This is a genomic window from Roseimicrobium sp. ORNL1, assembly GCF_011044495.1.
Taxonomy (GTDB): Bacteria; Verrucomicrobiota; Verrucomicrobiia; order Verrucomicrobiales; family Verrucomicrobiaceae; genus Roseimicrobium.
This window is the reverse complement of the sequence record NZ_CP049143.1, coordinates 5,323,165-5,347,230: the sequence shown is the minus strand read 5'-3', so window position 1 is coordinate 5,347,230 and position 24,066 is coordinate 5,323,165. Positions and strand designations below refer to the sequence as shown.

Genomic DNA, 24,066 nt, shown 5'->3' with positions numbered 1-24,066 from the left:
GTTCTGAAAAATTGCGCGAAAGGGTGGGGGGGTTGGCAGACTAGACGTAGCTGCGTACGGCGAGGTGGATCTCTTCGTACTTGAGGTCCTCCTTGTGAAGGGTGGGCTTGGAGACGTCGCCCGTGTATTCCCAGGCGGCGACGTAGGCGAACTTCTCGTCATTGCGCAGGGCTTCACCGGCCTGGCCGCGCTTCGCTTTCTCGTCCTCAGCCGTGTACTGGTACTCGCTGCGGAAGTGACCGCCGCAGCTTTCCTCACGCTGTTGGGCATCCAGGCACATGAGCTCGCCGAACTCGAGGAAGTCCGCCAGGCGGCCGGCCTTCTCAAGTTCCTGGTTGAAGGACTCGCCAGCACCGGGGACGTAGACGTTCTTCCAGAATTCCTCACGGAGTCCGGGCAGCTTTTGCAGTGCTTCCTGAAGGCCTTCGCGGGTGCGGGCCATGCCGCACTTGTTCCACATGAGCAGGCCGAGTTCGCGGTGAAAGTCATCCACCGTGCGCTTGCCCTTGATGTCGAGAAACTGCTTCGTGCGCGCGGCGACGGCGGCTTCGGCTTCCTTGAAAGCAGGATGCGCCGTGGTGACGGAGCCGGGCTTCTGCCCTGCCATGTAGGCGGGGAGGGTGTAGGGAATGACGAAGTAGCCATCCGCCAGACCCTGCATCAGGGCGCTGGCACCGAGACGGTTCGCGCCGTGGTCGCTGAAGTTCGCCTCGCCCAGCACGTGCAGGCCGGGGAGATTGCTCATCAGATTGTAGTCCACCCAGAGACCGCCCATGGTGTAGTGCACCGCGGGATAGATGCGCATGGGCTGCTCATAACCGCTCTCGCCGGTGATGCGCTCATACATGTCGAAGAGGTTGCCGTACTTCTCCCTGATGACGGCCTTGCCGAGCTTTTCCAGTTCTTCTTCCGGCAGGGTCTTGCCACCGGCCTTGTCCTTGCCGTAGCGCTTGATGGCATCGGCGAAATCAAGGTACACGCCGAGTCCGCCGGGGCCGACGCCGCGACCTTCGTCGCACACTTCCTTCGCGCTGCGGCTGGAGATGTCGCGCGGGGCGAGGTTGCCGTAGGTGGGGTATTTGCGCTCGAGGTAGTAGTCGCGCGCATCATCCGGAATCTGGTGAGGCGGCTTCTGGCAGTCTTCCTTCTTCTTGGGCACCCAGACGCGGCCGTCATTGCGGAGGGACTCCGACATGAGCGTGAGCTTGCTCTGGTAGTCACCGCTCACCGGGATGCAGGTGGGGTGGATCTGCGTGTAGCAGGGGTTTGCAAAGAAGGCACCCTTCTTGTGCGCGCGCCAGGTGGCGGTCACGTTGCAGCCCTTGGCGTTGGTGGAGAGGTAGAAGACGTTGCCGTAGCCGCCGGTCGCGAGAATCACGGCGTCGCCGGCGTGGCTGGTGACTTCACCGGTCACAAGGTCCCGCACCACGACGCCCTTGGCATGGCCGTCCACGACGACGAGCTCGAGCATTTCGGCGCGGTTGTACATCTGCACGTTGCCGCGGGCGATTTCCTTGTTCAGCGCGGAGTAGGCGCCGAGCAGCAGCTGCTGTCCGGTCTGGCCACGAGCGTAGAAAGTTCGGCTTACGAGCGCGCCGCCGAAGGAGCGGTTCGCCAGCAGGCCGCCGTATTCACGGGCCAGAGGCACGCCCTGCGCCACGCACTGGTCGATGATGCTCGCGCTGACTTCGGCCAGGCGGTACACATTGGCCTCACGGGCGCGGAAGTCGCCACCCTTGATGGTGTCATAGAAGAGGCGGTAAACGGAGTCGCCGTCGTTCTGGTAGTTCTTCGCGGCGTTGATGCCCCCCTGGGCGGCGATGCTGTGCGCGCGGCGGGGGCTGTCCTGGAAGCAGAAGCACTTCACCTTGTACCCCAGCTCGGAAAGGGTCGCTGCAGCGGAGGCGCCGGCCAGACCGCTGCCCACCACGAGGACGGTGAATTTGCGTTTGTTCGCAGGATTGATGAGCTTGGCTTCCTGCTTGTAGCGGGTCCACTTCTGGGCGAGCGGCCCGGCTGGAATTTTAGCGTCGAGTGCCATGGGAAGAGGTGAGGGGAAAGTGGTTCGTTATTTCACCCAGCCGAGCATGACCGAGATAGGGATGGAACAGTTCCCGATGAGAATGACGGTGGCGAAGACCACGGCGATGGTCTTGTAGATGGGAATGGTGCGCTCATTGGAGAGGCCCACCGTCTGGAACATGCTCTGCACGCCGTGGCTCAGGTGGGACCAGAGCAGGACCATGGCGATGATGTAGAAAAGGGAGGCGGGCCACCAGGAGAAGCCCGCAATGACCATGCGGTACACATCATGCACGGTCTCACCATGGAGGCTGGTCTTGTAGGTGGCGTAGTCATTTCCCACGCGGACCGTGAAGTGCAGCAGGTGGTAGATGATGAAGGCCAGCAGCGTGAGCCCACTGAGAATCATGATGCGGGCCGAGTTCGTCGTCCGGGTCGTTTTGTGGACGGCGTAGCGGTCGGAACGCGCCTCCCGGTTCTCCTTGGTCACCTGGATGGTGAGAACGATGTGCACCACGACGCAGACGAGCAGGCCGATGCGTGCGATCCAAATGCCGGCGCCGTGCAGCAGGGTTTGCAGAGTGTGCCCGTACTCATTGATGGCATCCGGACCCGCATACACGAGCAGGTTTCCGACCATGTGTCCGAAGACGAAGACCACGAGCGCCATGCCCGTGAGAGCGACCAGGATTTTCTTTCCTAAGGAAGAACCGAGAAACGAAAAAAAGGACGGGAACAGGGAGCTCATGGGTGAGGATTGCATATTGGCGAACCGTCGCGCCTTGGCAAGCCTTGTCGCAGGAGATATGCCTTCATGAGACCCAGTCTCCTTTCCTTTTGTACGAAAGGATGACCGTGGGCCCGACCTGAGTGAGCAAACAGGGCGCGCATGATGGCTTGATTCTTATTACGCCAGCCGGGGCCGTCCAGAGGCAAGCTGTAGGACGAAAGTCGCATGTGCCCGGCTTGTCCCGGATTCGCTCACGAGACCACCGACCCTAAAGCATCCTGCATGCCTCAGACCTTCGTCAATCGGTGGCCCGCTTGCCAGCTGCCTGTCGCTGCCGGCTCGCCTCGAACGTCTTCGCCTTTTCCGGGTCCATGCGTTCGTAGTCTTCGGCTGTGGGGCCTCCGCCGAACTGCTTCCAGTACAACTCGGCAAAGGGGTTCAGCTTTGGACCGATGGCGTTTTCGTTGATGTCGTACTGCCCCTTGAGCGAGGTCCACCATGCGTCATAGGTATCGGACAATTTTTTCACGACCTCGGGGTGCGAGGCGGCAATGTCATTCTTCTGGGAGGGATCGGCGATGACGTCAAAGAGCTGCCACTTGGGTTCCGCGTCCTTGGGAGCTTTGGGGCCACGTGCCGTTTCACTGACCAGCGTGTACTGGGTGTTGCGCACGGCTGCGTTGTTCAGCTTCGCAGCATCTGGCGAGGTGCCTTTGGGCCAGCGGCCCACATGGGTGAAGAGGAAGCGATCTTCCCAAGACGCGGCGGGATTCTCCAACAACGGTGTCAGGTTGCGAGCTTCTGCAGACTGCTGCAGAAGCGAGTCATCCAGCTTTGCCCCTCCAAGGGAGGAAAGGGTACGGAAGAAATCGATGTGTGCGGTGAGCGCGTTGCAGTCGGCGGGTTTCAGTGTGCCCTTCCACCGCCAGAAGCTGATGGCATGCACGCCACCGATCCATGGGGATCCCTTCTGCCCACGCATGCCGGCATTGAAGACAGCTCCCCCTGCCGTGCCGCCGTTGTCATTCATGAAGATGACCAGGGTATCTTCAGCAAGGCCCCATTCGTCGAGCTTGGCGAAGAGCTTGCCGACATTCATATCGATATTGTGGAGCATGCCGAAGAAATTGGCAGCGGCTTCATTGGGCGTCTTCCCATCGTAGAGCGCCTTGTCCTCGGGCTTGGCGATGTAGGGGCCGTGCGGCGCATTCGTGGAGAGCCAGCAGAGGAAGGGCTTTTCCTTTTGACCCTTCTTCGTCTCGATCCACTTCGTGGCCTGCTCAAAGAAGACATCCGTGCAGTAGCCCTTTGTCTCCTCAAACGTTCCGTTGTGGAGAATGGCGGGATCGAAGTAGGCATTGCCCGGCGCATCGCCACAGCTTCCGGGATAGCTCTGGCCGATGCCACCGGCGCCGTGGATGAAGGTTTCCTCGAAACCGCGCTTGTCGGGCCGGTAGGCTTCCTCATCGCCGAGATGCCACTTGCCGAAGATGCCGGTGGCGTAGCCCGCCTTTTGCAGCACCTGCGCCAGCGTCACCGAATCCAGCCGCAAACGCTCGCGCTCCAGGATGGTGTGGGTGATGCCGTTGCGGAATTCATGACGGCCCGTGAGCAGCGCGGAGCGCGTGGGGGCACAAGTCGGGCTGTTGTGCCAGTTGGTGAAGCGCACGCTCTCCGCATGCATCTTGTCCAGGTTCGGCGTCTTCAGCACGGGATTGCCATGCACGGAGAGATCCCCATATCCCTGATCATCGGTGAGAATGAAAATGATGTTGGGCTTTTTGCCTTCGAGGGATGCTGCTTGAGTCCCGAGGGACGGCATCAACCAGAAAACAAGTGCCACAGAGAGGATAAACCGGCGCGCGATCATGGCCCGGAGTAACGACAGCGCTGGCGCGCTCCTGTCATCAACTCGCGTTTTGATTTGTCGCCAGAGTCGCGCGGGGTCGCAGCCAGCTATTCCCGCTTCCTAGGCACCACCACCGTGCGCAGGTTGGGCTTCGCCATGATGCCCTCCCGCGAAGGATCCGCGCTCTGCTTCACTTCCGCGAGACGGGTGTCCTGCTCGGCGAGCCTCTTCTGTGCCGCTTCCATCTCCGTGGTCACGTGTTGCAGACGTCTGACCTCAGTATTCTTTGTCACGATAAGCGCATCCAAATCCGTGATCTCCTGCCGGAGTGCTGCCGCCCTGCTTTCGGTGTTTTGCAGTTCCGCGCCCTTGAGTTTCAGCGTGGCTGAGGCCTCTTCCAGGGAGTGGGACGTGGTTTTGTAGCGGCCCAGAACTTCCTGCAGCTTTGTCTGCGCGGACTTCTCTTCTGCGGAGAGCTTGCCCAGCATCGCGCGGGCATCATCAGCACCCTTGCGAGCTTGATGATGTTGCATTTCCGCGGCTTTGGTCTCCGACTGCATCGTCTGCAGGCGAGCGATGAGTTCCTGAAGCTTCTTCACTTCCGCCTGCAACGGCTGAAGGCGAGCCACCTCGGTCTCCAGAGCCTTGGTGCGTGATACGAGGGCGGCCTCCTGATCCAGCAGCGCCTTCAGTCGGTCTGAGACGGTCTGCTCATTGGCATTCGCTTTCTTCAGACGTTCATTGGCGTCATCTGTTTGTTTGCGTGCCGCCTCCAGAACGCGTTCCAGTTGCCCTTTGGCTTCTTCCTGTGAACGCAAGGTGCTTGCCACATCCTTGAGCCGGACCTCTTGCTCCAGCAGTTCCTTCACCTTTACGGAGGATGCCTTCAGCTTCGCCTCAACCTCCTGCAGTTCGTTCTTTGAATCTTGAAGGGAACGGACGTCACGTTGTAGTCCGGCCAGGCGGTACTTCTCCTCAGCCACCTCGTTGGTAACTTCCTCAAAGGCGGTCTTCGTTTCGGTGAGGGCCTTCTGCAGGTTTGCCGTCTCGCCTTCCACGCGCTTCTTGCCCAGCTCTACGAGACGGAGGTCGTCGCGCAGCTTTTCCATCCGGCTTTCGAGCGTCGAAAGCTCGGCCTGCTTCTTCTCTAGCTCCTTGTTCTTCTGCAAGAGCTCAGCCTGTTTCTTCTCAGCCGCGGATTTTTCCTCGCTGAGGTGCTGCACCTTCTTGGTAAGGCTGGTTAGTTCATCTTCCTTGCCAACGAGCGCAGCTTTGATCTCGGTGGCCCTCAATTCACCGGCGACAGCGGCTGCCTCTGCCTGGGTGATGCGCTCCTGCTCAGTGCGGCAGAGCTCGGCGAGTGAGTCCGCCATGCGACGGTGTTCCGTGGCGGCGGAGACCAGTTCGGAAAGTTTTTTCTCGTGGGTGGATACGTTGCCCAGCAGCTTTTCCACCCGGGATTCCTGCTCCGCAGCGCGTGCCTTCGCCTCCTCCGTGCGTTTGGCGGCGCCATCATGTTCCTTCTGCAGTTGATCGAGCTGGCGTTTGCGATCCTCAGCAGCGGTGCCGAGTTGGGCGGTCTGGGATTCGAACTCGCCCTTTTGAGCAACCAGCTCCTCGATGTCCGCCATCAGCGCGTGCTTCTCGGTCTGCGCCTCTTCCACGGACTTGAGCACATCCTTCAGGCCGGTTTCGCCTTCACGCAGCAACTTGAGCGTGGACTCGTGCTGTGACTCCAGTTGCTGCACGGTAATCCGCAACTCAGAAGATTCCTGGGTGAGCCGGCCGGTCTGCTTCTCAAGATCCTGCCGTGCCTGGGCCAGCTTGGAGAGACCGTTTTGCATGGTGCGCAGCTCTCCCTCCGCATGGCGCAAGGCGGCTTCCTCATCCTTCTTGTCGGTCTTGAGAGTGGCAATCTCCGCAGCGAGCGACTTCTTCTCTTCCGTGAGCTTGGTGATTTCCTCGCTCAGAGTATCGCGATCCTTCTTTACCGTGGCGTGCTCTTTGCGGGCGGTCTCCAGTGCGCCTTGAGCTTCTTTTTTCTCAGCCTCGATCCCGCCAAGCGAGTTATGCAGGGCCTTCTCCTGTTCCTTCAGTTTACCGATCTCGGCTGAAACGGCGTCTGCCTGTTTTTTGGAGGAGTCGATCTTTTCTTCGAGCTCCTTGGTGAGCTTCGTCTTTTCTTTCAGTCCGGCTTCCGCTTCGCCCAACTTCTTCTTCACGGTCTCAAGCGCAAGTTCTGTCTCCTGGTGAGACTTGCGGTGGGTCTCCATTTCGCCCATGAGGGTCGCTGCGAACCGCTCGGCTTCCTTCCGCACTTTTTCCTGATCGTCCTTGGTGCGATCCAGCTCTTCAACGGCCTTGGTGATCTCTTCCTTCGACTTCCCAAGCTCTTCCGTGGCCTTGTCGAGCTCCTTCTTGCGCTCGTCAAACTGACGACTGGCATCGGAGAGTTCCTTTTTCTTCTCGTCGAGTTGAGTGCTGGTCTTCTCCAGGTCCGCCTTGCGCAGATCCGTCTGGCGCACCGACTCCGATAGCACCGCTTGTCGCTCTTCAATCCGCGTGCTGACCTCGGAGAGTTCCTTGTCCTTCGCTTCGATCTGGCTTGTCACCTCGGCGAGCTTCGCCTGGTTTTCGTCCAGCCTGGCGTCCTGCTCACCAAGTTTGGTCTTCTGCTCTTCCAGCCTTGCATCCTGTTCGCCGAGCTTGGCCTTCTGTTCGTCCAGTCTGGCATCTTGCTCAGCGAGCTTTGTCTTCTGCTCCTCGAACCTGGCATTCAGTTCGCTGAGTTTTGCCTGCTGCTCTTCCAGTTTTTTGGTGAACTCTGCATCGTCGAGCAGCTTCGGCGCCTCGGTCTTTGGAGCCTCCATGTCAAGGGCAGCCACCTTGACCTCGGAGGTCGCGAGTTTGATGCTCGTGGTCTCTTTCTTGGACTTGGGCGTCGTCTCCGGCACCTGGCTGGTGATGGTGGATGTCCTGGCGCGAGCCAGCACCGGTTCGCTGAGGACGGTCTTCTTTTCGCCGGCCAGGAAACGTCCCCGCAATGCTCCAAAGGAGAGCTGATCGCCATCCTTCAAATCGCGCGAACGAATCCGCGCTCCATTTACGAAGGTGCCGGTTATGGAGCCCAGGTCTCGGAGATGAAATCCGCCGCTGGCCGTGGAGACAATTTCTGCATGGCTGGGGGAAACGCTTGTGTCATCCACCACGACGTCATTTCCATCGGCGCTGCCGAGCGTGATGTTGCCGGCAAGGGGGACGACAATTTCCTGGTCGTCATCGATAACAAATAACAGGGTCGCCATGGGAGATGGGAGCAAAAGAGAAAGCAGAACTGCAGCGCAAGAATAGGGACATGTCGGGACAAAAGCTGCAAGGGAAATCGGCAGCTCGAGCCTGTGGGGATAACGGGCTGAATCGGCCCCTAATCACTTCGATTACCTGCGGCCGCCCGGCTTCTTCTTTTTTGCAGGTTGCACGGACTTCTTGGGGCGTGAGGAAACCTTTTTGGAGGTCTTTTTCGAAGGCGCATTGGCTGGCTTCTTCACCGCCTTTTTGGCCGCCTTCTTTGCCGGTTTCGAGATAGCCTTTTTCACGGCCTTCGGACCTGGCTTCTGCGAGGTGAGTTGTCCTTTGCCACTCCAGCCCTTGGGAGCAGGGATGCCCTTGCTGGACCAGGGCGCCCCGGCCTCCTCCCAAGCCTGGCGAGCCTGCTCGTAGGTCCGGCCTCGGTCATCGTCATCCACGCCAAACTGGAAACCACAGGAGGGACAGATTTCATAAGAGCCTCCTCCAGATGGAGAACGCGGTGGCTCAGAGAGACTGGGATATCCGCACACAGGACAGACGTGCATGGCCATGAGAGAAGGTGGGCTTGAGGAAAAGAGGAGAGGAGGTTAGCGGGGAGCGAAATCGGACCGCTTCAGGGTGATCTTTCGCCCTGGTTGGCGGGTGAAATAGTCCGGGCTGCCGGGCTTGAAGTAGGTCTTCGTGGTGCCATCCCGATTGTAGGCGGCGAAGGCCCTGGTCTTGGGGTCCCACACACGGATGGTGCCATCGGAGTCGTCGAGCTTGGCGGGGAGACCTTCGTCGATGGCGCGTTGCAGAAATTCCCAGGCCTGGCGGGCATAGTCCTCGGGCGAGGTGGAGCGGAAATCAGGGCCGTGTCGGTCATAGTGGTCCTGCAGGGTGCGGAAATTTCCCCAGGTCTTGCGAGCGGGAGGTGCCGTGGCGGTGACCTTGGGCTGAGGCTGGGGCTTGGGCTTGGTAGCGGTCTCCGGGGCGGCCTGCGGCTTGGCTGCGGCAGGGGGAGGTCGCGCTGCACCGGGTTCCTTGGTGGAGAAAGTGCCGGTCTGCAGTCTCACCTTCGCGGTGCCGATGGTGAAATGGTAGGTCGTTTTCGGCTTTAACCCGGTAAAGGCCACCTCATGGTGCAGCCCCACCGGCCCCTCGGCTTTCTGCGTCAGATTTTCTGGCGAAACGCCGACCGAGGCGCGCGTGCCACAGACAACATCTGTCTTCCAACTGATGCTCGCCGTCGTGTCGCCCGCTGAGACCACCGGTCCTTCCACGACCTCGACGGCATGGAGGGGGGCAAGCGCCACCACCCAAAACCATACCAGCACACTGGGAACGAGCCACTTCATGCCGCCACCTTAGAAAAACGCAATTCGTTTAGCAAGGCGGAGAAAAAGCACTTTCCCCTTGCACGCCGCTCATCACACGACATACTACGCGCCCCAACCGAAAAGGCTCGATAGCTCAGTTGGTAGAGCAGAGGATTGAAAATCCTCGTGTCGCTGGTTCGATTCCGGCTCGAGCCACCTTCTTCTTCCTTTGGAAGAGAACGTGGAAAGGCTGCCAAAGATGCAGCACCACATACCGCCAAGCCACTGCCCACGGGTGAAAATTCCGCCATTTCTGGTTGTTTTTCTGTGAGACAGGGCAACTTACAAGGACTTCACACCTTAGAGGGCGACGATCTCACTTGAGCTTGTGTGAAGCTCCACCGGCCTGCGTCACGATACAAATTGAGCGTCGGACCACCACTCCACCTGTGCTGACGTACGGAAGCGCGTGGCCGCGGCTCATCCCCTTTGCGGGCTGTCAGATGCAATAGCATCTGACACCCTTTTCCCACTGATGGCCGCCCGCCGGCTGCTGCGATGTTGGCACTCCATCACACACAGCCAACTCATGAGCGATCCCAATCATTTCAGTCTTACCACCGCCGCGGCGCGCAATCTCGCCACCGCCACCGTCACCGTCCCCCAGTGGGATGAGATCACCCCACGCTGGCTGCACAAGGTGCTGCCCTGGGTGGACATCGACGGCGGTGTCTACCGCGTGAACCAGGTCCAGAAATCCGACCGTGCCACGGTGGAACTGCTCACCGTGGAAGGCGGCGAGCCCAAGCTCCCCTCCACCTTCGTGGACTACGATGAGAATCCCCGTGAGTATCATCTGAGCACCATCCAGACGATTCTGAACAGCCATACCCGGGTGACGGATCTCTACAGCAATGAGATCGACCAGCTCCGCCAGCAGGTGCGCCTGGTCGTGGAGGCGGTGAAGGAACGCGAGGAATGGGAACTGCTGAACAATCAGAACTTCGGCCTGCTGAAGGCAGTCGTCGACAGCCAGCGCATCAATACGCTGAAAGGTCCCCCCACACCGGACGATCTCGATGAACTGCTGCGCCTCGTGTGGAAGAAGCCGGCCTTCTTCCTCGCTCACCCCAAGGCCATTGCCGCCTTCGGTCGTGAAGCCACCGTCGCGGCGTGCCGCCACCCACGGTGAACATCCTCGGCTCGCCCTTCATCACCTGGCGTGGCGTGCCGCTCATCCCGAGTGACAAGCTTCCGCTGGAGGAAGAGAAGACGACCATCATCCTCCTGCGCGTGGGTGAAGCCGAGCAAGGAGTCGTGGGCCTGCAGAAGACGGGTGTCACCGGCGAAGTCGAGCCCGGCCTCTCCGTACGCTACATGGGGACGAATGAGCACTCCGTGGCCTCCCACCTGGTGACCCGCTACTTCTCCGCAGCGGTGCTCACGAATGATGCCATTGCGCGCCTGGATAACGTATTCGTGGGCAACTACTATGACTACTCCGCCTGAGCCATCCTTGGGTGGGGTGGACACCTCGCTCATCCACCAGTTGTTGGGCGAGTTCTATCGGGGAGGCAGTCGGCCTCCCGCACCTCTGGGCTCGCCTTCGGTTGCCACGTTTGCTGCCCCACGGTCGGCAGAGGTGGCGCCGCCGGTGCAGCCTGCGTTTGACACGCTCCGTCCAAGTCTCGATGCCACGCCTGCGGCCGCTGCGCCTACTGCGCCTTCATCAGAGGATAGTGAGTATGCCTTTGGTAATCCCCATGTGCTCTTCGGCGCAGAAGGACATGCGGTGAGTGTGCTCGGTGCGAATGAGGTGCTCTCACCTGCGCTGCCGCTAAGTGAGCGCTACTACTTCCTCCCGCGTGAGGCAGTGCAGGTGCAGGAGTTCGCCAGCAGCTTGGGCTCATCGAAGTCAACAGCTTCAGGCGTGCCCACTGCACGTGCGTTTGATGTTCATTCCGTCCGCAGTGACTTTCCGGCGCTGCATCAGCGGGTGAATGGGCATCCACTCATCTGGCTGGACAATGCCGCCACGACGCACAAGCCGAAGGCGGTGATCGATGCGGCTTCCTCCTTCTACAGCAGGGACAACTCAAACATCCATCGTGCAGCTCATGCGCTGGCTGCGCGATCCACGGACCTTTTCGAAAATGCGCGTGAGAGCGTGCGGAAGTTTCTGGGTGCCTCAAGTGCAAAGGAGATCGTGTTCGTTCGTGGCACCACGGAAGCCATCAACCTCGTGGCACAGAGCTACGGCAAGAAGAACATTGGTCCGGGTGATGAGATCCTCATCACCCATATGGAGCACCATGCGAACATCGTGCCCTGGCAGATTCTCGCAGAGCAGACGGGTGCGACAATCCGCGTGGCACCCATCAATGATCGTGGTGAGCTGATCCTGGATCAATTCGCCACGCTGCTCAATGGACGTACCAAGCTGGTGGCAATCACGCATGTCTCCAATGCCCTCGGCACGGTGAATCCCGTGGAGCAAGTCATCGCGCTCGCGCACTCGTTTGGTGTGCCGGTGCTGGTGGACGGCGCACAATCCACACCTCACATGCCGGTGAATGTGCAGGCACTCGACGCAGACTTCTACACCTTGTCTGGGCACAAGATCTTTGGTCCCACTGGCATTGGTGTGCTCTATGGCAAGAGCAGCCTGTTGAGTGAGATGCCTCCGTGGCAGGGTGGGGGACACATGATCAAGGACGTGACTTTCTCCAAAACGGTCTACAACGAACACCCCGAGAAGTTCGAAGCGGGCACTCCGGATATTGCCGGTGTGGTGGGCTTGGGCGCGGCTGTGGAATACCTCATGTCCATCGGCATGCCAGCCATCGCGGCGTATGAACATGCGCTGTTGGAATATGCGACCGAGGCGCTCGCTACTATCCCGGGCATTCGTCCCATCGGTACGGCAGCGAACAAAGCCAGCGTGCTTTCCTTTGTGATTCCCGGCATTCCGAATGCTGACATCGCGAAGCATCTGGACAAGCATGGCATTGCGGTGCGAGCAGGTCATCACTGCGCGCAGCCGGCACAGCGACGGTTTGGTGTGGAAGGAAGCGTGCGCCCGTCACTGGCGTTCTATAATACTCGTGACGAGGTAGATACCCTGGTGGAAGTACTGCAGCGACTGCCAAGGAACTGAATACGCCAAGACAATGACCTGCGCCGGAACGTAACCTACGAAAGACCCTGTCAGGCTCCTTCTTTACCTTCCGAGCCTTTCTTATTTCCAGCCTTCCAGCGAGGATATCTTCATGAAGACCATTTCCCCCAACGAACTCAGTCAGCGACTCACATCCGACCCCGGCAGCGTCGTCATCGACGTGCGCACGCCCGTCGAATATGCCGAAGTGCATGTGCCCCAGGCAAAACTCGAACCGCTGGACAAGCTCGACCCCACCGGGCTGGCCATTTCCGGAACCGCCGCCAAGGACAAGCCCGTGTACATCTTGTGCCGTAGTGGTCAGCGTGCCACGAAGGCTGCGGAGAAGCTCGCGGCTGAAGGCTTCCAGCAACCCATCGTGGTGGAAGGCGGCACGCTCGCGTGGATTGAAGAGGGGCTGCCGGTGAATCGTGGTCAGGTGAAGGTCATCAGCCTGGAGCGCCAGGTGCGTATTGTCGCAGGTTCGTTGGTGCTCGTCGGGGTGCTGCTCGGGTGGTTTGTGCATCCCGCATTCGTGTGGATCTCCGGGTTCGTGGGTGCCGGCCTCGTATTCGCGGGCATTACGGACTTCTGTGGCATGGGCCTGCTCCTTGCCAAAGCGCCGTGGAATCAGCGCGCGCCTTCCAGTAGTTCCCCGCAATCCGCCAGTTAACTCCCGCTGGCCATCCTCTCTCCATTCTGTGCATGCCTCCACGCTCGTGAGTGCTTCTCCCAAACAAACGGAACGAATCAATGGCCGCAGCCTTGAAGATGATGCGGCCGCTCCTTGGGAAGCCCTCCCTTACGGACAGTATGTTCCAGCGCTGCTCGACTCGTATGAAAATGTCGGTGGCCTGAACAACAGCGATTCCCATAACATGCCCTCCAAGGGCGCGGTGGGCCAGATATGTGAGGAACTGCTGCAGATCCTCTTCCCCGGGTTCCATGATGACGATGCGCTGCACCACGGCCTGCTCGTGGAAGTGACCAGCCAGCGTTTCTCCCGTGTGATGCTGCGGTTGGAGGATCAAGTGCGCAAAGCCGTGCGCATCGGCGATCCGAAGAAACCCACGGGCAAGACGCCTCCCATTCTGCGCAAGTTCTGCCAGACGCTCCCGGGTGTGCGTGAACTGCTGCTCACGGATGTGGAATGCGCCTACGATGGCGATCCTTCCGCAGTGAGCCGCGAAGAGATTATCCTTTCGTATCCGTGCATCGAGGCCATCGCGATTCAGCGTTGCGCGCATCTCCTGCACAAGGCGGGTGCACCGGTGGTGCCACGCATGATGACGGAGTGGGCTCACTCACGCACGGGCATCGACATTCATCCCGGTGCCAGCATCGGCACGCACTTCTTCATCGACCACGGCACCGGTGTCGTGATTGGCGAGACCTGCCGCATTGGCAACAATGTGAAAATTTATCATGGCGTCACCCTCGGGGCGCGCAGCATAGCCAAGACAGAGACTGGTCAGGCGGTGAAGGGCCAGAAGCGGCATCCCAATGTGGAGGACAACGTCACCATCTATCCCAACTCCACCATCCTCGGTGGAGAGACCATCCTGGGAGCGAACTCCACCATCGGTGCGAACGTCTTCCTCATGCATAGCGTGCCGCCAAATTCACTCGTGATTTACGAGGAGAAAAATCTCAGTATTCTCGACAAGAGCCAGAAGCGCGTGAAAGCCGCTCCGGAATTTTCCATCTAACGCATCAGTCAATCACCCAGGTATCAGCATGCCCACCTATCGCGGAGTCGACGGACACATTGGCAACACCCCGCTCATCCGCCTGAACAGGCTGTCCGACCTCACCGGCTGTGAGATCCTGGGCAAGGCGGAGTACATGAACCCCGGAGGATCCGTGAAGGATCGCGCCGCATGGGGGATCATCACGGATGCGGAAGAAAAGGGACTGCTGACTCCCGGGCAGACCATTGTGGAAGGCACTGCGGGGAATACGGGCATTGGCCTCACGGTCATCGGCTCGGCCCGAGGGTATAAGAGTGTCATTGTCATTCCCGAAACCCAGGCTCCAGAGAAGATCGTCCTCCTGCGCACGCTCGGTGCCGAGGTGCGGCCGGTGCCTGCGAAGCCTTACAAGGATCCCGGCAACTACAATCACGTCGCGCGTCGCCTTGCCGAAGAGAATGGCTGGTTCTGGGCGAATCAATTCGACAACACAGCCAATCGACAGGCCCACTATCTGACCACGGGTCCGGAAATCTGGAATCAAACGGAAGGTACGGTGGATGCCTTTGTCGCGTCCATCGGCACGGGAGGCACGCTTGCCGGCAGCACACAATATCTCAAGGAACAGAAGCCTGGTGTCCTCGCGGTATGCGCGGATCCCTACGGCGCGGCCATGTGGTCATGGTTCACCCAGGGCAACACGGATACGGATGATGGCGACTCCATCGCTGAAGGCATCGGTCAGGGGCGGGTAACCAAGAACGTCGAAGGTACGACTGCCGATGCTGCTTATCGTATCGACGATCAGACAGCACTGACTATCATCAATCAACTTCGCCGCGAGGAAGGCATCTTTGTGGGCCTCTCATCTGGCATTAATGTGGGTGGCGCAGTGAGGCTGGCGAAAGAACGCGGGCCGGGACAAACCATTGTCACCATCCTCTGCGACTCCGGGCACAAGTACCAGTCCAAGCTCTACAATCACGCCTGGCTGGCTGAGAATGGCCTGGACCCGAATCGCGAGATTGAGTCCATCTTCTCGTAAGCTGCGGCTCCTCTTCAAAACAAAAAAATTGGGAGGCCTGCCACTACCAGCAATGGCAGACCTCCCTGCGCCGCACTCATTCACTCACACACTACTGCTATCTGGGCTGGTAAATCTGGTCGAAGACGCCACCGTCTTTGAAGTGCACCTTGAGGGCATTGGCCCAACCGCCGGCAATCTCATCGATGGTCACCAGCTTCACTTCGGGAAAGCGATCAGAGTGTTTCTTCAGGATGTCGGCATTGCGCGGGCGGTAGTAGTGCTTCGCCGCCAGCTCCTGCCCTTCGTCGCTGTACAGATGCGAGAGGTACTCCTTGGCGAGTTCATCCGTGCCATTCTTCTTCGCTACCTGCTCTACCACAGCCACGGGCGCCTCGGCCAGGATGCTGAGGGAAGGCACGACAATGTCGAACTTGTCCGCGCCGAGTTCCTTGAGCGTGAGGTGCACCTCATTCTCGAAGGTCAGCAATACGTCACCAATGCCATTCTGCGCAAAGGTGGTCGTGGCGCCACGACCGCCCGTGTCCAGCACCGGCACATTCTTGAAGAGCTTGCCGACGAATTCCTTCGCCTTCTCTTCATTGCCGCCCTCGGACTTCAAGGCATATGCCCAGGCACCGATGTAACTGTAGCGGCCATTGCCTGAGGTCTTGGGATTGGGAATGACCACTTGCACACCATCCTTCACCAGGTCATTCCAGTCCTTGATGCCCTTGGGGTTTCCCTTGCGTACAAGGAACAGGATCGTGGAGGTGTATGGAGCGGCGTTGTTGGGAAACTTCGTCGCCCAGTCCTTTGCCACGAGGCCAGTGGGCACCAGGATATCGATGTCCGTGCTTTGATTGAACGTGACCACGTCCGCGCTCAGTCCATCGAGCACCGCACGAGCCTGCTTTGAGGAGCCGCCATGAGATTGATCGACAAGGACATCATTGCCCGTCTTGGTCTTCCAATGCTTCGCGAAGGCATCGTTGTAGTCCTTGTAGAACTCGCGCGTCACATCGTAGGACACGTTGAGCAGCTTCTGCTCCGCTGCATGCAGCGAAAGCGGAACAAGAACGGAGGAGAGGGCTGCGCCGAGCAGCCAGCGACGCGTGCGGAGAGATCGACTATCGAGATGAGAAAGGGGGCGTGTGTTCATGAATACTACCGGAGGGGATGGCGGTGCATGACCACGTGTGTGGTACTGCCGCCATGAATTCAGAATGCCCTCCGGTAGTCCGGTCGGTTCGCTTGAGATGATTGCGGATGAATCGAGGCGCGTCGAGTCTAGTTAGACTGCACCTGAGTCCGGGCCGCTTGACGCTTCTTGCCACCAGCGCCACCTTTTTTGCCGGCGTTTCCAGGAAGCCACTTGGGCGCAACTAGTTCCGAGTTCCACTTCTCCCACTCAGCCGCGAGTTCCTTCACCTTCTCAGGCTCGCTGGCGGCGAGGTTGTTCGTTTCGCCGATGTCCTTGTCCAGATTGTAGAGTTCAGCACCTTCCACATTCGCGCCTCCACGTCGGTCGAGTGGTTTCGATTCGGGATTGGCACCCTTCACCAGTTTCCATGCTCCCTTACGGATGGCGATCTGCGGACCGAAGCGCCAGTAGAGCGCATCATGCGGAACGTCCTTCTTCTCACCCGTGATGTAGGGGAGCAGGTTCACCCCATCGAGCTTCCATTCCGGCTTCGCTTCCACACCCACGGCTGCGAGTGCGGTGGGCAGGATGTCGAGCTGAATGACGGGGCGATCGTCCACCTGACCTGCGGGGATGTGTCCCTTCCACTGGGCCAGCCAGGCGACACGGATGCCACCCTCCCAGGTCTGCGCCTTGAAGCCACGCAGCGGGCCATTCTGCGAAGTGGTTTGTGGCGTGGGACCACCGTTGTCGGCAAAGAAGAAGATAAGGGTGTTCTCTTCCTGACCCTGCGCACGAATCTTCTCCAGCACAGTGCCAATGGCATCATCCATGGCGGAGAGCTGTGCAGCGAAGGTGCGGCGTTTTTGGTCTTCGATGTTTGCGAAGCGCGCGAGATACTTCTCCGTGGCCTGCAGAGGACCATGCACCGCATTGAAGGGCAGGTACACGAACCAGGGCTTCTCCTTGTTCTTATCGATGAAGGACACTGCTTCCTTCGCGAATGACTCTGTGGTGTACTCAATCGACTGTACCGGCTCGGTGCCCTTCAAAATGGGATTCGCCTTGTCCCCACCGGCATCGAAGTAGTCATGGGCGCCACCTAGGAAGCCGTAGAACTCATCGAATCCGCGCTTCAGCGGATGGAACTGCGGCTCATAGCCGAGATGGGACTTGCCAAACCAACCCGTGGTATAGCCCGCTTCCTTGAAGCGATCGCCGATGGTCTTCTCCTCCACAGGCAGGCCTACTGCCTGACCTGCAGCTTGCGCAGGGCCGGGATTGAACTCGTGACCAAAGCGTTGCTGGTACCTGCCAGTGAAGAGGCCTGCGCGTGTAGGGCTGCAATACGGACCACTCACATAGCCACTCGTAAAGCGAACGCCGTTCTTGCCGATGCTGTCGATGTTCGGCGTGGGAATCTGTGGATTGCCCTGGATGCTGGTTTCACCATAGCCGAGGTCATCGGCGAGGATCACGAGCACATTGGGCTTCTTGGATTCAGCGGAGGCCGTGGCCGGCAGTAGAAGGCCTGCCGCGGCTGCCACAAACGTGGCGATGAGGAATGTAGGTTTCATAAGAGGTGTGGCGTGGAAGGACGGAATGAGGCGTTGCGCTGTAGAACGAAGCGATTGGCTCAATGCGACATCAAAATGCGGTGGGGCGATTGCTTCTCCTGCGGCGCATGATCATCGCTCCGAAGGCAATCAGGCTCAGCAGCATGCGGGAAGGCTCGGGCACCACGGAGAGCTGCGTGACCACCAGGATGCCATGCTCAGCGAAGAGCGAGGTGTCCCAACCCAAGCCGCTGGAAAGCATGGGAAGGAGGAGGTCTGCACCCACTTCACCGCCTGCGCGCAAGGCGCCGCCTGTATTGAAGGTGCCAGCATTCAGCACGGCGCTCCAGTCGATGAGATTGAAGACATCACCCGCAAGGATGTCCGTCGCGCCAGCCAGCTCAATGGCGACCGTGCGAGTGCCTGTCGTCGCCCAATCAAGCGTGCCGCTGATCTCCAAGTGGTCATGCGCTGAGGTAGGAATAGAACCTTCCAGTACTGCTGCCGAGTCGGTAGGCAGAGCCAGCAGCGCTGCGCTGTAACCTGCGGAGTTGGAATCCGCGAGCGCCGCCACATTGATATCTGATGAAGTGACCTGAAGCACCAGGGAACCCGATTCAAACGTGACATTGCCTCCAATCCACAGTGTTCCCAGTTGGTCACCCGCCGTGGTGATGGTGTCCCCGGCATGGATGCTTCCTCCGGAGATGGTCAGTCCACCTTTTACGAATCCTGTGCCTGCAAGAATGCCGGTACCGCTGACGGTCGTTTGCCCGCTTCCCGTGGTACCGCGGGTGATTGCGTCTGCTTGTGAAACTCCAGTGCCTCCGGTGCCCACCTGCAAGGCGCCTCCAGTGATGGCCGTGGTGCCGGTGTAGGTGTTGTTGCCCGTGAGAGTGAAGACACCCGCGGTGGACTTGGCGAGGTTCACCTTGTTCGTGGCACCATCTTGTATCACACCATTGTAGGTGCTGCTGCCCGCCACAGTGAGCGTGCTGTCCGCAGCGCCATTATTGGTGACCACCCTGGATCCGGTGCCAGCCCCAGTGAGACCGGAGATGGTCTCATTGAAGCCATTCAGGTCGTAGGTGCCTGCCGTGTTGTTGGTGGCTTCACCGAGTTGCACCACGGTGCTGTCCGTGAGGACTTCGGAGGCGCCATTCTTCAGCGTGCCGCCCCCACGCACATGCGTGGTGCCGTTGTAGTTGTTGTTCGTGTTGCTCAAGGTCACCACGGAGGCATCCACAATCAGATCCGAAAGCGTGGCCCCCGTGACCTGTCCGGTAACCGTGATGCGCCCACCCGTCAGCGTGAGAGGGCGCCCATTCTTTGTCACCGTTCCAGCGAGCGTGAGCAAGCCACCGCTGCTGCTGTTCTTCACCACGCCGCCAGCTACACCACCGACGGTGATGCCGCGTCCCAGGATCGCATCCACGAGGCCGATGTAGTCCAGTGTGCCCACCGTGGTCGCAGTGCCGATGTTTACCACACCCGTTCCTTGCCCCAGCGCCTGGGCTGTGCCGGTGGCGGCGGCGTTGTTGAACTGCAGAGTGCCAGCATTCACATTCACCACGCCAGTGAAGGTGTTCTGATTCTCAAGGGACCAGGTACCATCACCATCCTTGGTGACCGTCACGACGTTGGTGCCTGTGTCAGAAATGACCCCGGTGATGTGACCTGTGCCGGCTCCACCAATCAGGAGAGTGCGGTTGCCCGTGGCCCCGTTGGCATCCACGCCGCCGGCCAGGGTCAGGGTGCTGCCGGCTTGCACACTGATGCGCGCATTGCCGCCGCCGCCGTTGATCATGGATATGACGCCATTGATGGTGTTGTTCCCCGCAACGCTCACAATGCCGCCCGCCGTGGATCCAGAGCCATCACTGCTCACCTGGTAGGTGATGCCCGCGGCCAAGTTAATGTTCCCCGCAGTTCCATCCAGCACCAGGCTTGGCAGTGCGTTCGAGGCCACACGCACCGTCTTCGTTCCCGTGCCCAGAGCGCTGTTGTTGGTGATCTTCAAGGTGCCTCCGTTCACAGTGACATTGCCCGTGAAGGTGTTGTTTCCGGAGAATGTGACGGTGCTGCTTGGTGACGCGGCGCCATTCACACCAATGATGATGGCATTCACACCGAGCCCGCTGCTGGTGATGTTGTTGGCAATGGTAATCGGGTCCGCGCGCAGAATCGTGAGTGTGGCCGTGTCAAACTCACCCGGTGCAAAGTGAATGTCACCGGACGGCAGGGCGCCACCCGTGGCTCCCACCTGCAGGATACCATTCGAGATGGTCGTGCCGCCGGCATAGGTGTTGTTTCCTGTAAGCACAAGAGTGCCCGCGCCGGTCTTGTTCAACCCACCCGAACCGGTGATGGCCGTGGTGATGGTGAGACGCACGGCGGAATCATCCACATGGAAGATCCCTCCACCACTCAGGGCAACGCTGCCATTCAAGATGGCCCCCGTTCCCACGGTGTTACGGAGGGTGCCTCCATTGATTTGGAAATTCTCCGTCAGGGAGTTTCCGTTCACCTCCAGCGTGGCACCGAGGTCGATAACGGTGCCGCCCGTCTGGGAACCGAGCGCATTGACGGTGCCTACCACAAGAGTGCCGGCAGCGACTGAGATGGTTCCATCAAAGTTCGTGTTGTTGCCGGACAGCGTTGTCTTTCCAGCCCCCTGCTGGGTGATGGTGCTGGCGGCGCTGCCGCTGATCACATTGGCCACGGTGATGTCATCCGGGCGATTGAAAATCAACCCGGCGCTGTTGTTGATGAACACATCCCCCGTTCCAAGCTGTCCTGCGAATGCTGTAACGCCATCGCCAATTTGTAGAGAGCCTCCGTTGATGGTGGTGGTGCCGGTGTAGTCGTTGATGCCCAATTCGGCAAAGGTGAGCTTGGTAGTGCCATTTTTGATGATCTGCGTGGCGCCGCTCAGCTTGCCAAAGCCACCGAAGACAAAGGCATTCGTGGAGGTAGTCACAGTCACCGTGTTCGGCGTGAGGGTGGTGGTGAGATCCACATTGAGCGGCACGCCTGCCGTATCATCAAAGAGCACGCTATCCGTACCGCCACTGCCCTGAAGGTAGCGTGTGGCCAGGCCGCTGTTCACCTCACGCCAGTTCAGCGTGCCGCTGCCACTGCCATCATTGATGTCCCACTGGTTGTTCACCGCGCCGGTCCACTTCGGCACATCAAACGCGGTGATGTCCAGCACCACCCGGGTGTTGGCAGTGTCATTCAGCAGATTCGCCGTCACGCGCGCAGGCAGGATGCCCAGCGACAGCCCGGAGAAGCCATCGCCTCCGATGGTGCCGGTGTAGTCAATCAGCGCAAACTGACCTATGCCGAGACCTGTGCCCGACACATTCAGGATATTTAGCCCGTGCGTGATGAGTGACGGAGCCGTAATCAATGCGACCGCGGGATTGCTGAAGGTTCCGAAATCAAGTGACAGCACGCCACCGCTGGCGCCACCCAGCGTGAGTGCCGAAGTAGTGAGAGTCTGTCCAGCAGCCTCAAGCTTCACGCCCAACGTGGCGCCATCTCCGATGGAGATGGTACCGCCACCCGTCTTGGCGGTGGTGATGTTGAGTCGCCCTCCCGCCACCTCGGTTGCCCCGCTGTAGCTGTTGGCGGAGAGCAGCGTCCATGCGCCTGCGCCTTCTTTCCGTATGCCCAGGGTGTGGGCTCCATTGTCGTAGATGAGACCACTCACCGTGCCATTGCCGTCGCCATCAAAGATGACGGTGGATGCTGCGGCGACATTCGTCTCAGGGGAGATATTCCCCTCCAGGGTAAGCGTTCCCGTTTCCACCCGAATGCGTGTGGCACCCGTGCCGGCTCCGCCGGTCGTGGGCGAGATGTTCCCCGAAATGACATTATTCCCTGCCTTGCTTACGATCGCGGGATTGGTCGTATCATCGTTGCTCGTGACATAGCGTATGCCTGAAGCGAGCACGATGTCTCCGCCCGAGCCATCCAGTTGCAGGCTCGGTGTGTTCACTGCGGAGTGAATGTGCACGGTCTTGGTACCAGTTCCAAGTGCCGTGGACTTGGTGACCAGCAGGGTGCCTCCATTGATAGTGACATCTCCTGCGAAGGTGTTGTTTCCACCGATCGCGAAGATGCCCGTGCCAGACTTGGTCAGCGCCAGTTGGTTCTCATTCGCACCCACTCCACCCAGGGTGCCAGCGAAGGCCACGACGCCATCGGTATTCACGGTAAGCGTGGAGAAGGCTGCATTCCCACCCACGATGGCATTGCCGGTGCCGCTGCCGATGATAGTCAGGTTGGTGACCGTCTGATTGCTGATGCTGGTAAGGTCACCGAGTTGGACCACCCCATTGTTCGCCCCGTTGCCCAGGGAGATCCCGCCGAGTTCGGAGAGACGGTTGTCACCTCCCGTCAGGATCATGCGGCCATTGTTGACGCGGGTGCCGTTGGTCCAGGTGTTCGCTGCCGTGATGATAAAGGTGCCGCCACCCGATTTCGTTACGCTATTTCCCGTACCGACTTGAAACGCGGTGGCCAGGGTTACGGTATTCCCGCCAGCGCTGATGGAGGCCGTGACCCCATTGTTGAGGCGGATTTGTGAAGAGACGTCCTGCGTGTTGGTTCCGTTCCACGTCAGCGTCCCGTTTCCAGTGAAGGTGACGATGTTGCCTGCGAGAGCTCCCGTGCCGAATTCTAAGGTGCCCGCCTGGATGTTCACCCCTCCCGTGAAGGTGTTGCCAGCATTGTTGATCACAAGCGTGCCTGCCCCGGACTTCGTGAGGGCGAGGTTGTTTTCATTCGCTCCGGCACCACCCAGGAAGCCCGCGAAGGTGAAGGAGTTGCTCGCAGGTCCGGCGACATTCACGGTCAGCGTGGACACGGCCACGTTGCCGCCGACTACCGCATTCGCTGTTCCCGTGCCTGCCGAGGCGAGGGAGATCACCGTCTGATTCACCGCGCCATTGGCATCACCCAGCTGCAGCACGCCACTGTTCGTGCCTTGGCCAATGGTGACGCCGGATGTTGCCGCCAGGCGGTTGTTGCCTCCGGCGAGCACGAGCCGCCCCACGTTCACACGCGTCAGTCCTGTCCACGTATTGGCTGCGGTGAGCGTCAAGGTGCCTGCGCCGATCTTGGTCACGGCGGCATTCCCTGACACGCCCGTCTGCAACGCCGTCGCGAGCGTGACGTTGTTGGCTCCGGTACTGAGGGTGGCGGTGAAGCCATCTCCAAGCACGATCTGGCTCGAGACATCCTGCGTTGTGCTTGCCCCCCACGTCAAAGTGGCGTTGCCACCGAAGGTCACGGTATTTGTCCCCAGTGAACCCGTGGTGAAGCTCAGCACTCCTTCGTTGAGCGAGATGCCACCTGTGAGTGTGATTCCAGCATTCGCCAGAGCGAGGGTGCCAGCGCCTGTTTTCCTGAAGCCCTGCGTGCCAGCGAGAATGGCGCTTACGGTCAGCGGACGGTTCCCCACCCGGATCTCCGGAGTACCCGAAGAAGCCTCCAGGGTCAGTGTCGAAGTGCCTCCAAGGGTCCACGCATGGGTGTCGTCGAGATCTGCGAAGATCAAGGTTCCCACGGTGAAGGGCGCATCCAGAACGACGGTGCGGGCTCCGGGAATATTGACCTGGCTGAAGTCCGCGGTCGCCCCGATGCCTGAAGCGATACCACCGCTAAGCCAGTTGGCGGAATTGCTCCAGGTCAGGTTGTTCCCGTTTACATTCCAAACGCCGCTGGTCTGTGCAGACACCGCCACGGGCATCATGCCAATGAGCAAGGCGAGCCCATGCCGCCAGACTTGAGAGAATCGGTCGAGCATGGTGGACTACGACTTGGTCCTCCTGCCTGTCACGGCTGCTGATGGTGTTGGGTGACTAGCTGCCGCGCGGCGCCGACGCCGCAGGAAGCGGCGTCTCCACCCGAGGGGGATCTGAAAGTTAAATTCTGACTGAAGGTCGCGAACGAGGGACATGACACGGAAGAGCGGCCCGGGGTCATGCCTTCATTGTCGAGAAGGCATCACATCGTCCGCTAGTGCTCCTCCGCCTTCCCTCGGGGATCGGCGCAGGTGATTTCAAGACCAGACCTTCCGTCGTGCGGATCGGCACCAGTGAGGCGGCTCCATCGCCCTCTCACATATCCCACTAATACGATGTAGATTGAATGTGTCAATGAATGGCGTGCAAATTCTTTGCACGGGGGTAGTGGAACGAGTCAGAAGCCGGAGGCCTTGGGCTGAGACTGCGTGCAGCCTGCAGTTTTTTGCGTCTCTTTGCGGCTAAATCAATTT

Annotated in this window: 13 protein-coding genes, 1 tRNA gene and 1 pseudogene; 6 read left to right on the top strand and 9 right to left on the bottom strand. The window is 59.7% G+C overall.

Features of this window, described 5'->3' with window-relative positions; genetic code table 11:
- Window positions 1–40 precede the first annotated feature (40 nt).
- The 6 genes from G5S37_RS21575 to G5S37_RS21550 all read right to left on the bottom strand — a co-directional run bounded on the left by G5S37_RS21575 (window position 41) and on the right by G5S37_RS21550 (window position 9,247).
- Window positions 41–2,041: a fumarate reductase/succinate dehydrogenase flavoprotein subunit gene (locus tag G5S37_RS21575; RefSeq protein WP_165206520.1), complete on the bottom strand. Its 2,001-nt coding sequence runs from the start codon at window positions 2,039–2,041 to the stop codon at window positions 41–43.
- Between the two features lie 27 nt (window positions 2,042–2,068).
- Window positions 2,069–2,770: a succinate dehydrogenase cytochrome b subunit gene (locus tag G5S37_RS21570; RefSeq protein ID WP_165206518.1), complete on the bottom strand. Its 702-nt coding sequence runs from the start codon at window positions 2,768–2,770 to the stop codon at window positions 2,069–2,071.
- Between the two features lie 280 nt (window positions 2,771–3,050).
- Complete coding sequence (locus tag G5S37_RS21565; RefSeq protein WP_240914689.1) at window positions 3,051–4,574, bottom strand: arylsulfatase; 1,524 nt, start codon at window positions 4,572–4,574, stop codon at window positions 3,051–3,053.
- A 134-nt stretch (window positions 4,575–4,708) separates the two neighbouring features.
- Complete coding sequence (locus G5S37_RS21560) at window positions 4,709–7,906, bottom strand: FHA domain-containing protein (protein WP_165206514.1); 3,198 nt, start codon at window positions 7,904–7,906, stop codon at window positions 4,709–4,711.
- A gap of 132 nt (window positions 7,907–8,038) precedes the next feature.
- A complete protein-coding gene (locus tag G5S37_RS32375) occupies window positions 8,039–8,455 on the bottom strand; it encodes a hypothetical protein (RefSeq protein WP_206026091.1) in 417 nt (138 codons plus the stop codon).
- A gap of 42 nt (window positions 8,456–8,497) precedes the next feature.
- Window positions 8,498–9,247: a fibronectin type III domain-containing protein gene (locus G5S37_RS21550; protein ID WP_165206512.1), complete on the bottom strand. Its 750-nt coding sequence runs from the start codon at window positions 9,245–9,247 to the stop codon at window positions 8,498–8,500.
- A gap of 104 nt (window positions 9,248–9,351) precedes the next feature.
- Here G5S37_RS21550 and G5S37_RS21545 point away from each other — a divergent pair.
- The 6 genes and pseudogenes from G5S37_RS21545 (at window position 9,352) to G5S37_RS21520 (ending at window position 15,101) form a co-directional block, all read left to right on the top strand.
- A tRNA-Phe gene (locus G5S37_RS21545) sits at window positions 9,352–9,424 on the top strand.
- Between the two features lie 373 nt (window positions 9,425–9,797).
- A pseudogene (locus tag G5S37_RS21540) lies at window positions 9,798–10,717 on the top strand (family 2A encapsulin nanocompartment shell protein).
- A complete protein-coding gene (locus G5S37_RS21535) occupies window positions 10,701–12,365 on the top strand; it encodes a cysteine desulfurase (RefSeq protein ID WP_206026090.1) in 1,665 nt (554 codons plus the stop codon). The pseudogene G5S37_RS21540 and the gene G5S37_RS21535 overlap by 17 nt, the downstream one beginning before the upstream one ends.
- Window positions 12,366–12,477: 112 nt before the next feature.
- Window positions 12,478–13,038 (top strand): rhodanese-like domain-containing protein, encoded by a 561-nt coding sequence (locus G5S37_RS21530; RefSeq protein WP_165206509.1) that lies wholly within the window; start codon window positions 12,478–12,480, stop codon window positions 13,036–13,038.
- Window positions 13,039–13,084: 46 nt separating this feature from the next.
- A complete protein-coding gene (gene epsC, locus G5S37_RS21525; RefSeq protein ID WP_240914686.1) occupies window positions 13,085–14,074 on the top strand; it encodes a serine O-acetyltransferase EpsC in 990 nt (329 codons plus the stop codon).
- Window positions 14,075–14,102: 28 nt separating this feature from the next.
- Window positions 14,103–15,101: a cysteine synthase A gene (locus G5S37_RS21520; protein WP_165206508.1), complete on the top strand. Its 999-nt coding sequence runs from the start codon at window positions 14,103–14,105 to the stop codon at window positions 15,099–15,101.
- 97 nt (window positions 15,102–15,198) lie between these two features.
- Here the strand turns inward: G5S37_RS21520 and G5S37_RS21515 are convergent, their stop codons facing one another.
- The 3 genes from G5S37_RS21515 to G5S37_RS21505 all read right to left on the bottom strand — a co-directional run bounded on the left by G5S37_RS21515 (window position 15,199) and on the right by G5S37_RS21505 (window position 23,595).
- A complete protein-coding gene (locus tag G5S37_RS21515; protein WP_165206506.1) occupies window positions 15,199–16,242 on the bottom strand; it encodes a sulfate ABC transporter substrate-binding protein in 1,044 nt (347 codons plus the stop codon).
- A gap of 128 nt (window positions 16,243–16,370) precedes the next feature.
- Window positions 16,371–17,801, bottom strand: coding sequence for a sulfatase-like hydrolase/transferase (locus G5S37_RS21510; protein ID WP_165206504.1), 1,431 nt, complete (start codon window positions 17,799–17,801; stop codon window positions 16,371–16,373).
- A 70-nt stretch (window positions 17,802–17,871) separates the two neighbouring features.
- Complete coding sequence (locus G5S37_RS21505) at window positions 17,872–23,595, bottom strand: autotransporter-associated beta strand repeat-containing protein (protein WP_165206502.1); 5,724 nt, start codon at window positions 23,593–23,595, stop codon at window positions 17,872–17,874.
- Window positions 23,596–24,066: the final 471 nt, after the last annotated feature.

What these genes read in the sequence shown, in the direction of transcription:
- G5S37_RS21575 (WP_165206520.1), bottom strand. Translation starts at nt 2,041, where the DNA reads ATGGCACTCGACGCTAAAATTCCAGCCGGGCCGCTCGCCCAGAAGTGG.
- G5S37_RS21570 (WP_165206518.1), bottom strand. Translation starts at nt 2,770, where the DNA reads ATGAGCTCCCTGTTCCCGTCCTTTTTTTCGTTTCTCGGTTCTTCCTTA.
- G5S37_RS21565 (WP_240914689.1), bottom strand. Translation starts at nt 4,574, where the DNA reads ATGCCGTCCCTCGGGACTCAAGCAGCATCCCTCGAAGGCAAAAAGCCC.
- G5S37_RS21560 (WP_165206514.1), bottom strand. Translation starts at nt 7,906, where the DNA reads ATGGCGACCCTGTTATTTGTTATCGATGACGACCAGGAAATTGTCGTC.
- G5S37_RS32375 (WP_206026091.1), bottom strand. Translation starts at nt 8,455, where the DNA reads ATGCACGTCTGTCCTGTGTGCGGATATCCCAGTCTCTCTGAGCCACCG.
- G5S37_RS21550 (WP_165206512.1), bottom strand. Translation starts at nt 9,247, where the DNA reads ATGAAGTGGCTCGTTCCCAGTGTGCTGGTATGGTTTTGGGTGGTGGCG.
- G5S37_RS21535 (WP_206026090.1), top strand. Translation starts at nt 10,701, where the DNA reads ATGACTACTCCGCCTGAGCCATCCTTGGGTGGGGTGGACACCTCGCTC.
- G5S37_RS21530 (WP_165206509.1), top strand. Translation starts at nt 12,478, where the DNA reads ATGAAGACCATTTCCCCCAACGAACTCAGTCAGCGACTCACATCCGAC.
- G5S37_RS21520 (WP_165206508.1), top strand. Translation starts at nt 14,103, where the DNA reads ATGCCCACCTATCGCGGAGTCGACGGACACATTGGCAACACCCCGCTC.
- G5S37_RS21515 (WP_165206506.1), bottom strand. Translation starts at nt 16,242, where the DNA reads ATGAACACACGCCCCCTTTCTCATCTCGATAGTCGATCTCTCCGCACG.
- G5S37_RS21510 (WP_165206504.1), bottom strand. Translation starts at nt 17,801, where the DNA reads ATGAAACCTACATTCCTCATCGCCACGTTTGTGGCAGCCGCGGCAGGC.
- G5S37_RS21505 (WP_165206502.1), bottom strand. Translation starts at nt 23,595, where the DNA reads ATGCTCGACCGATTCTCTCAAGTCTGGCGGCATGGGCTCGCCTTGCTC.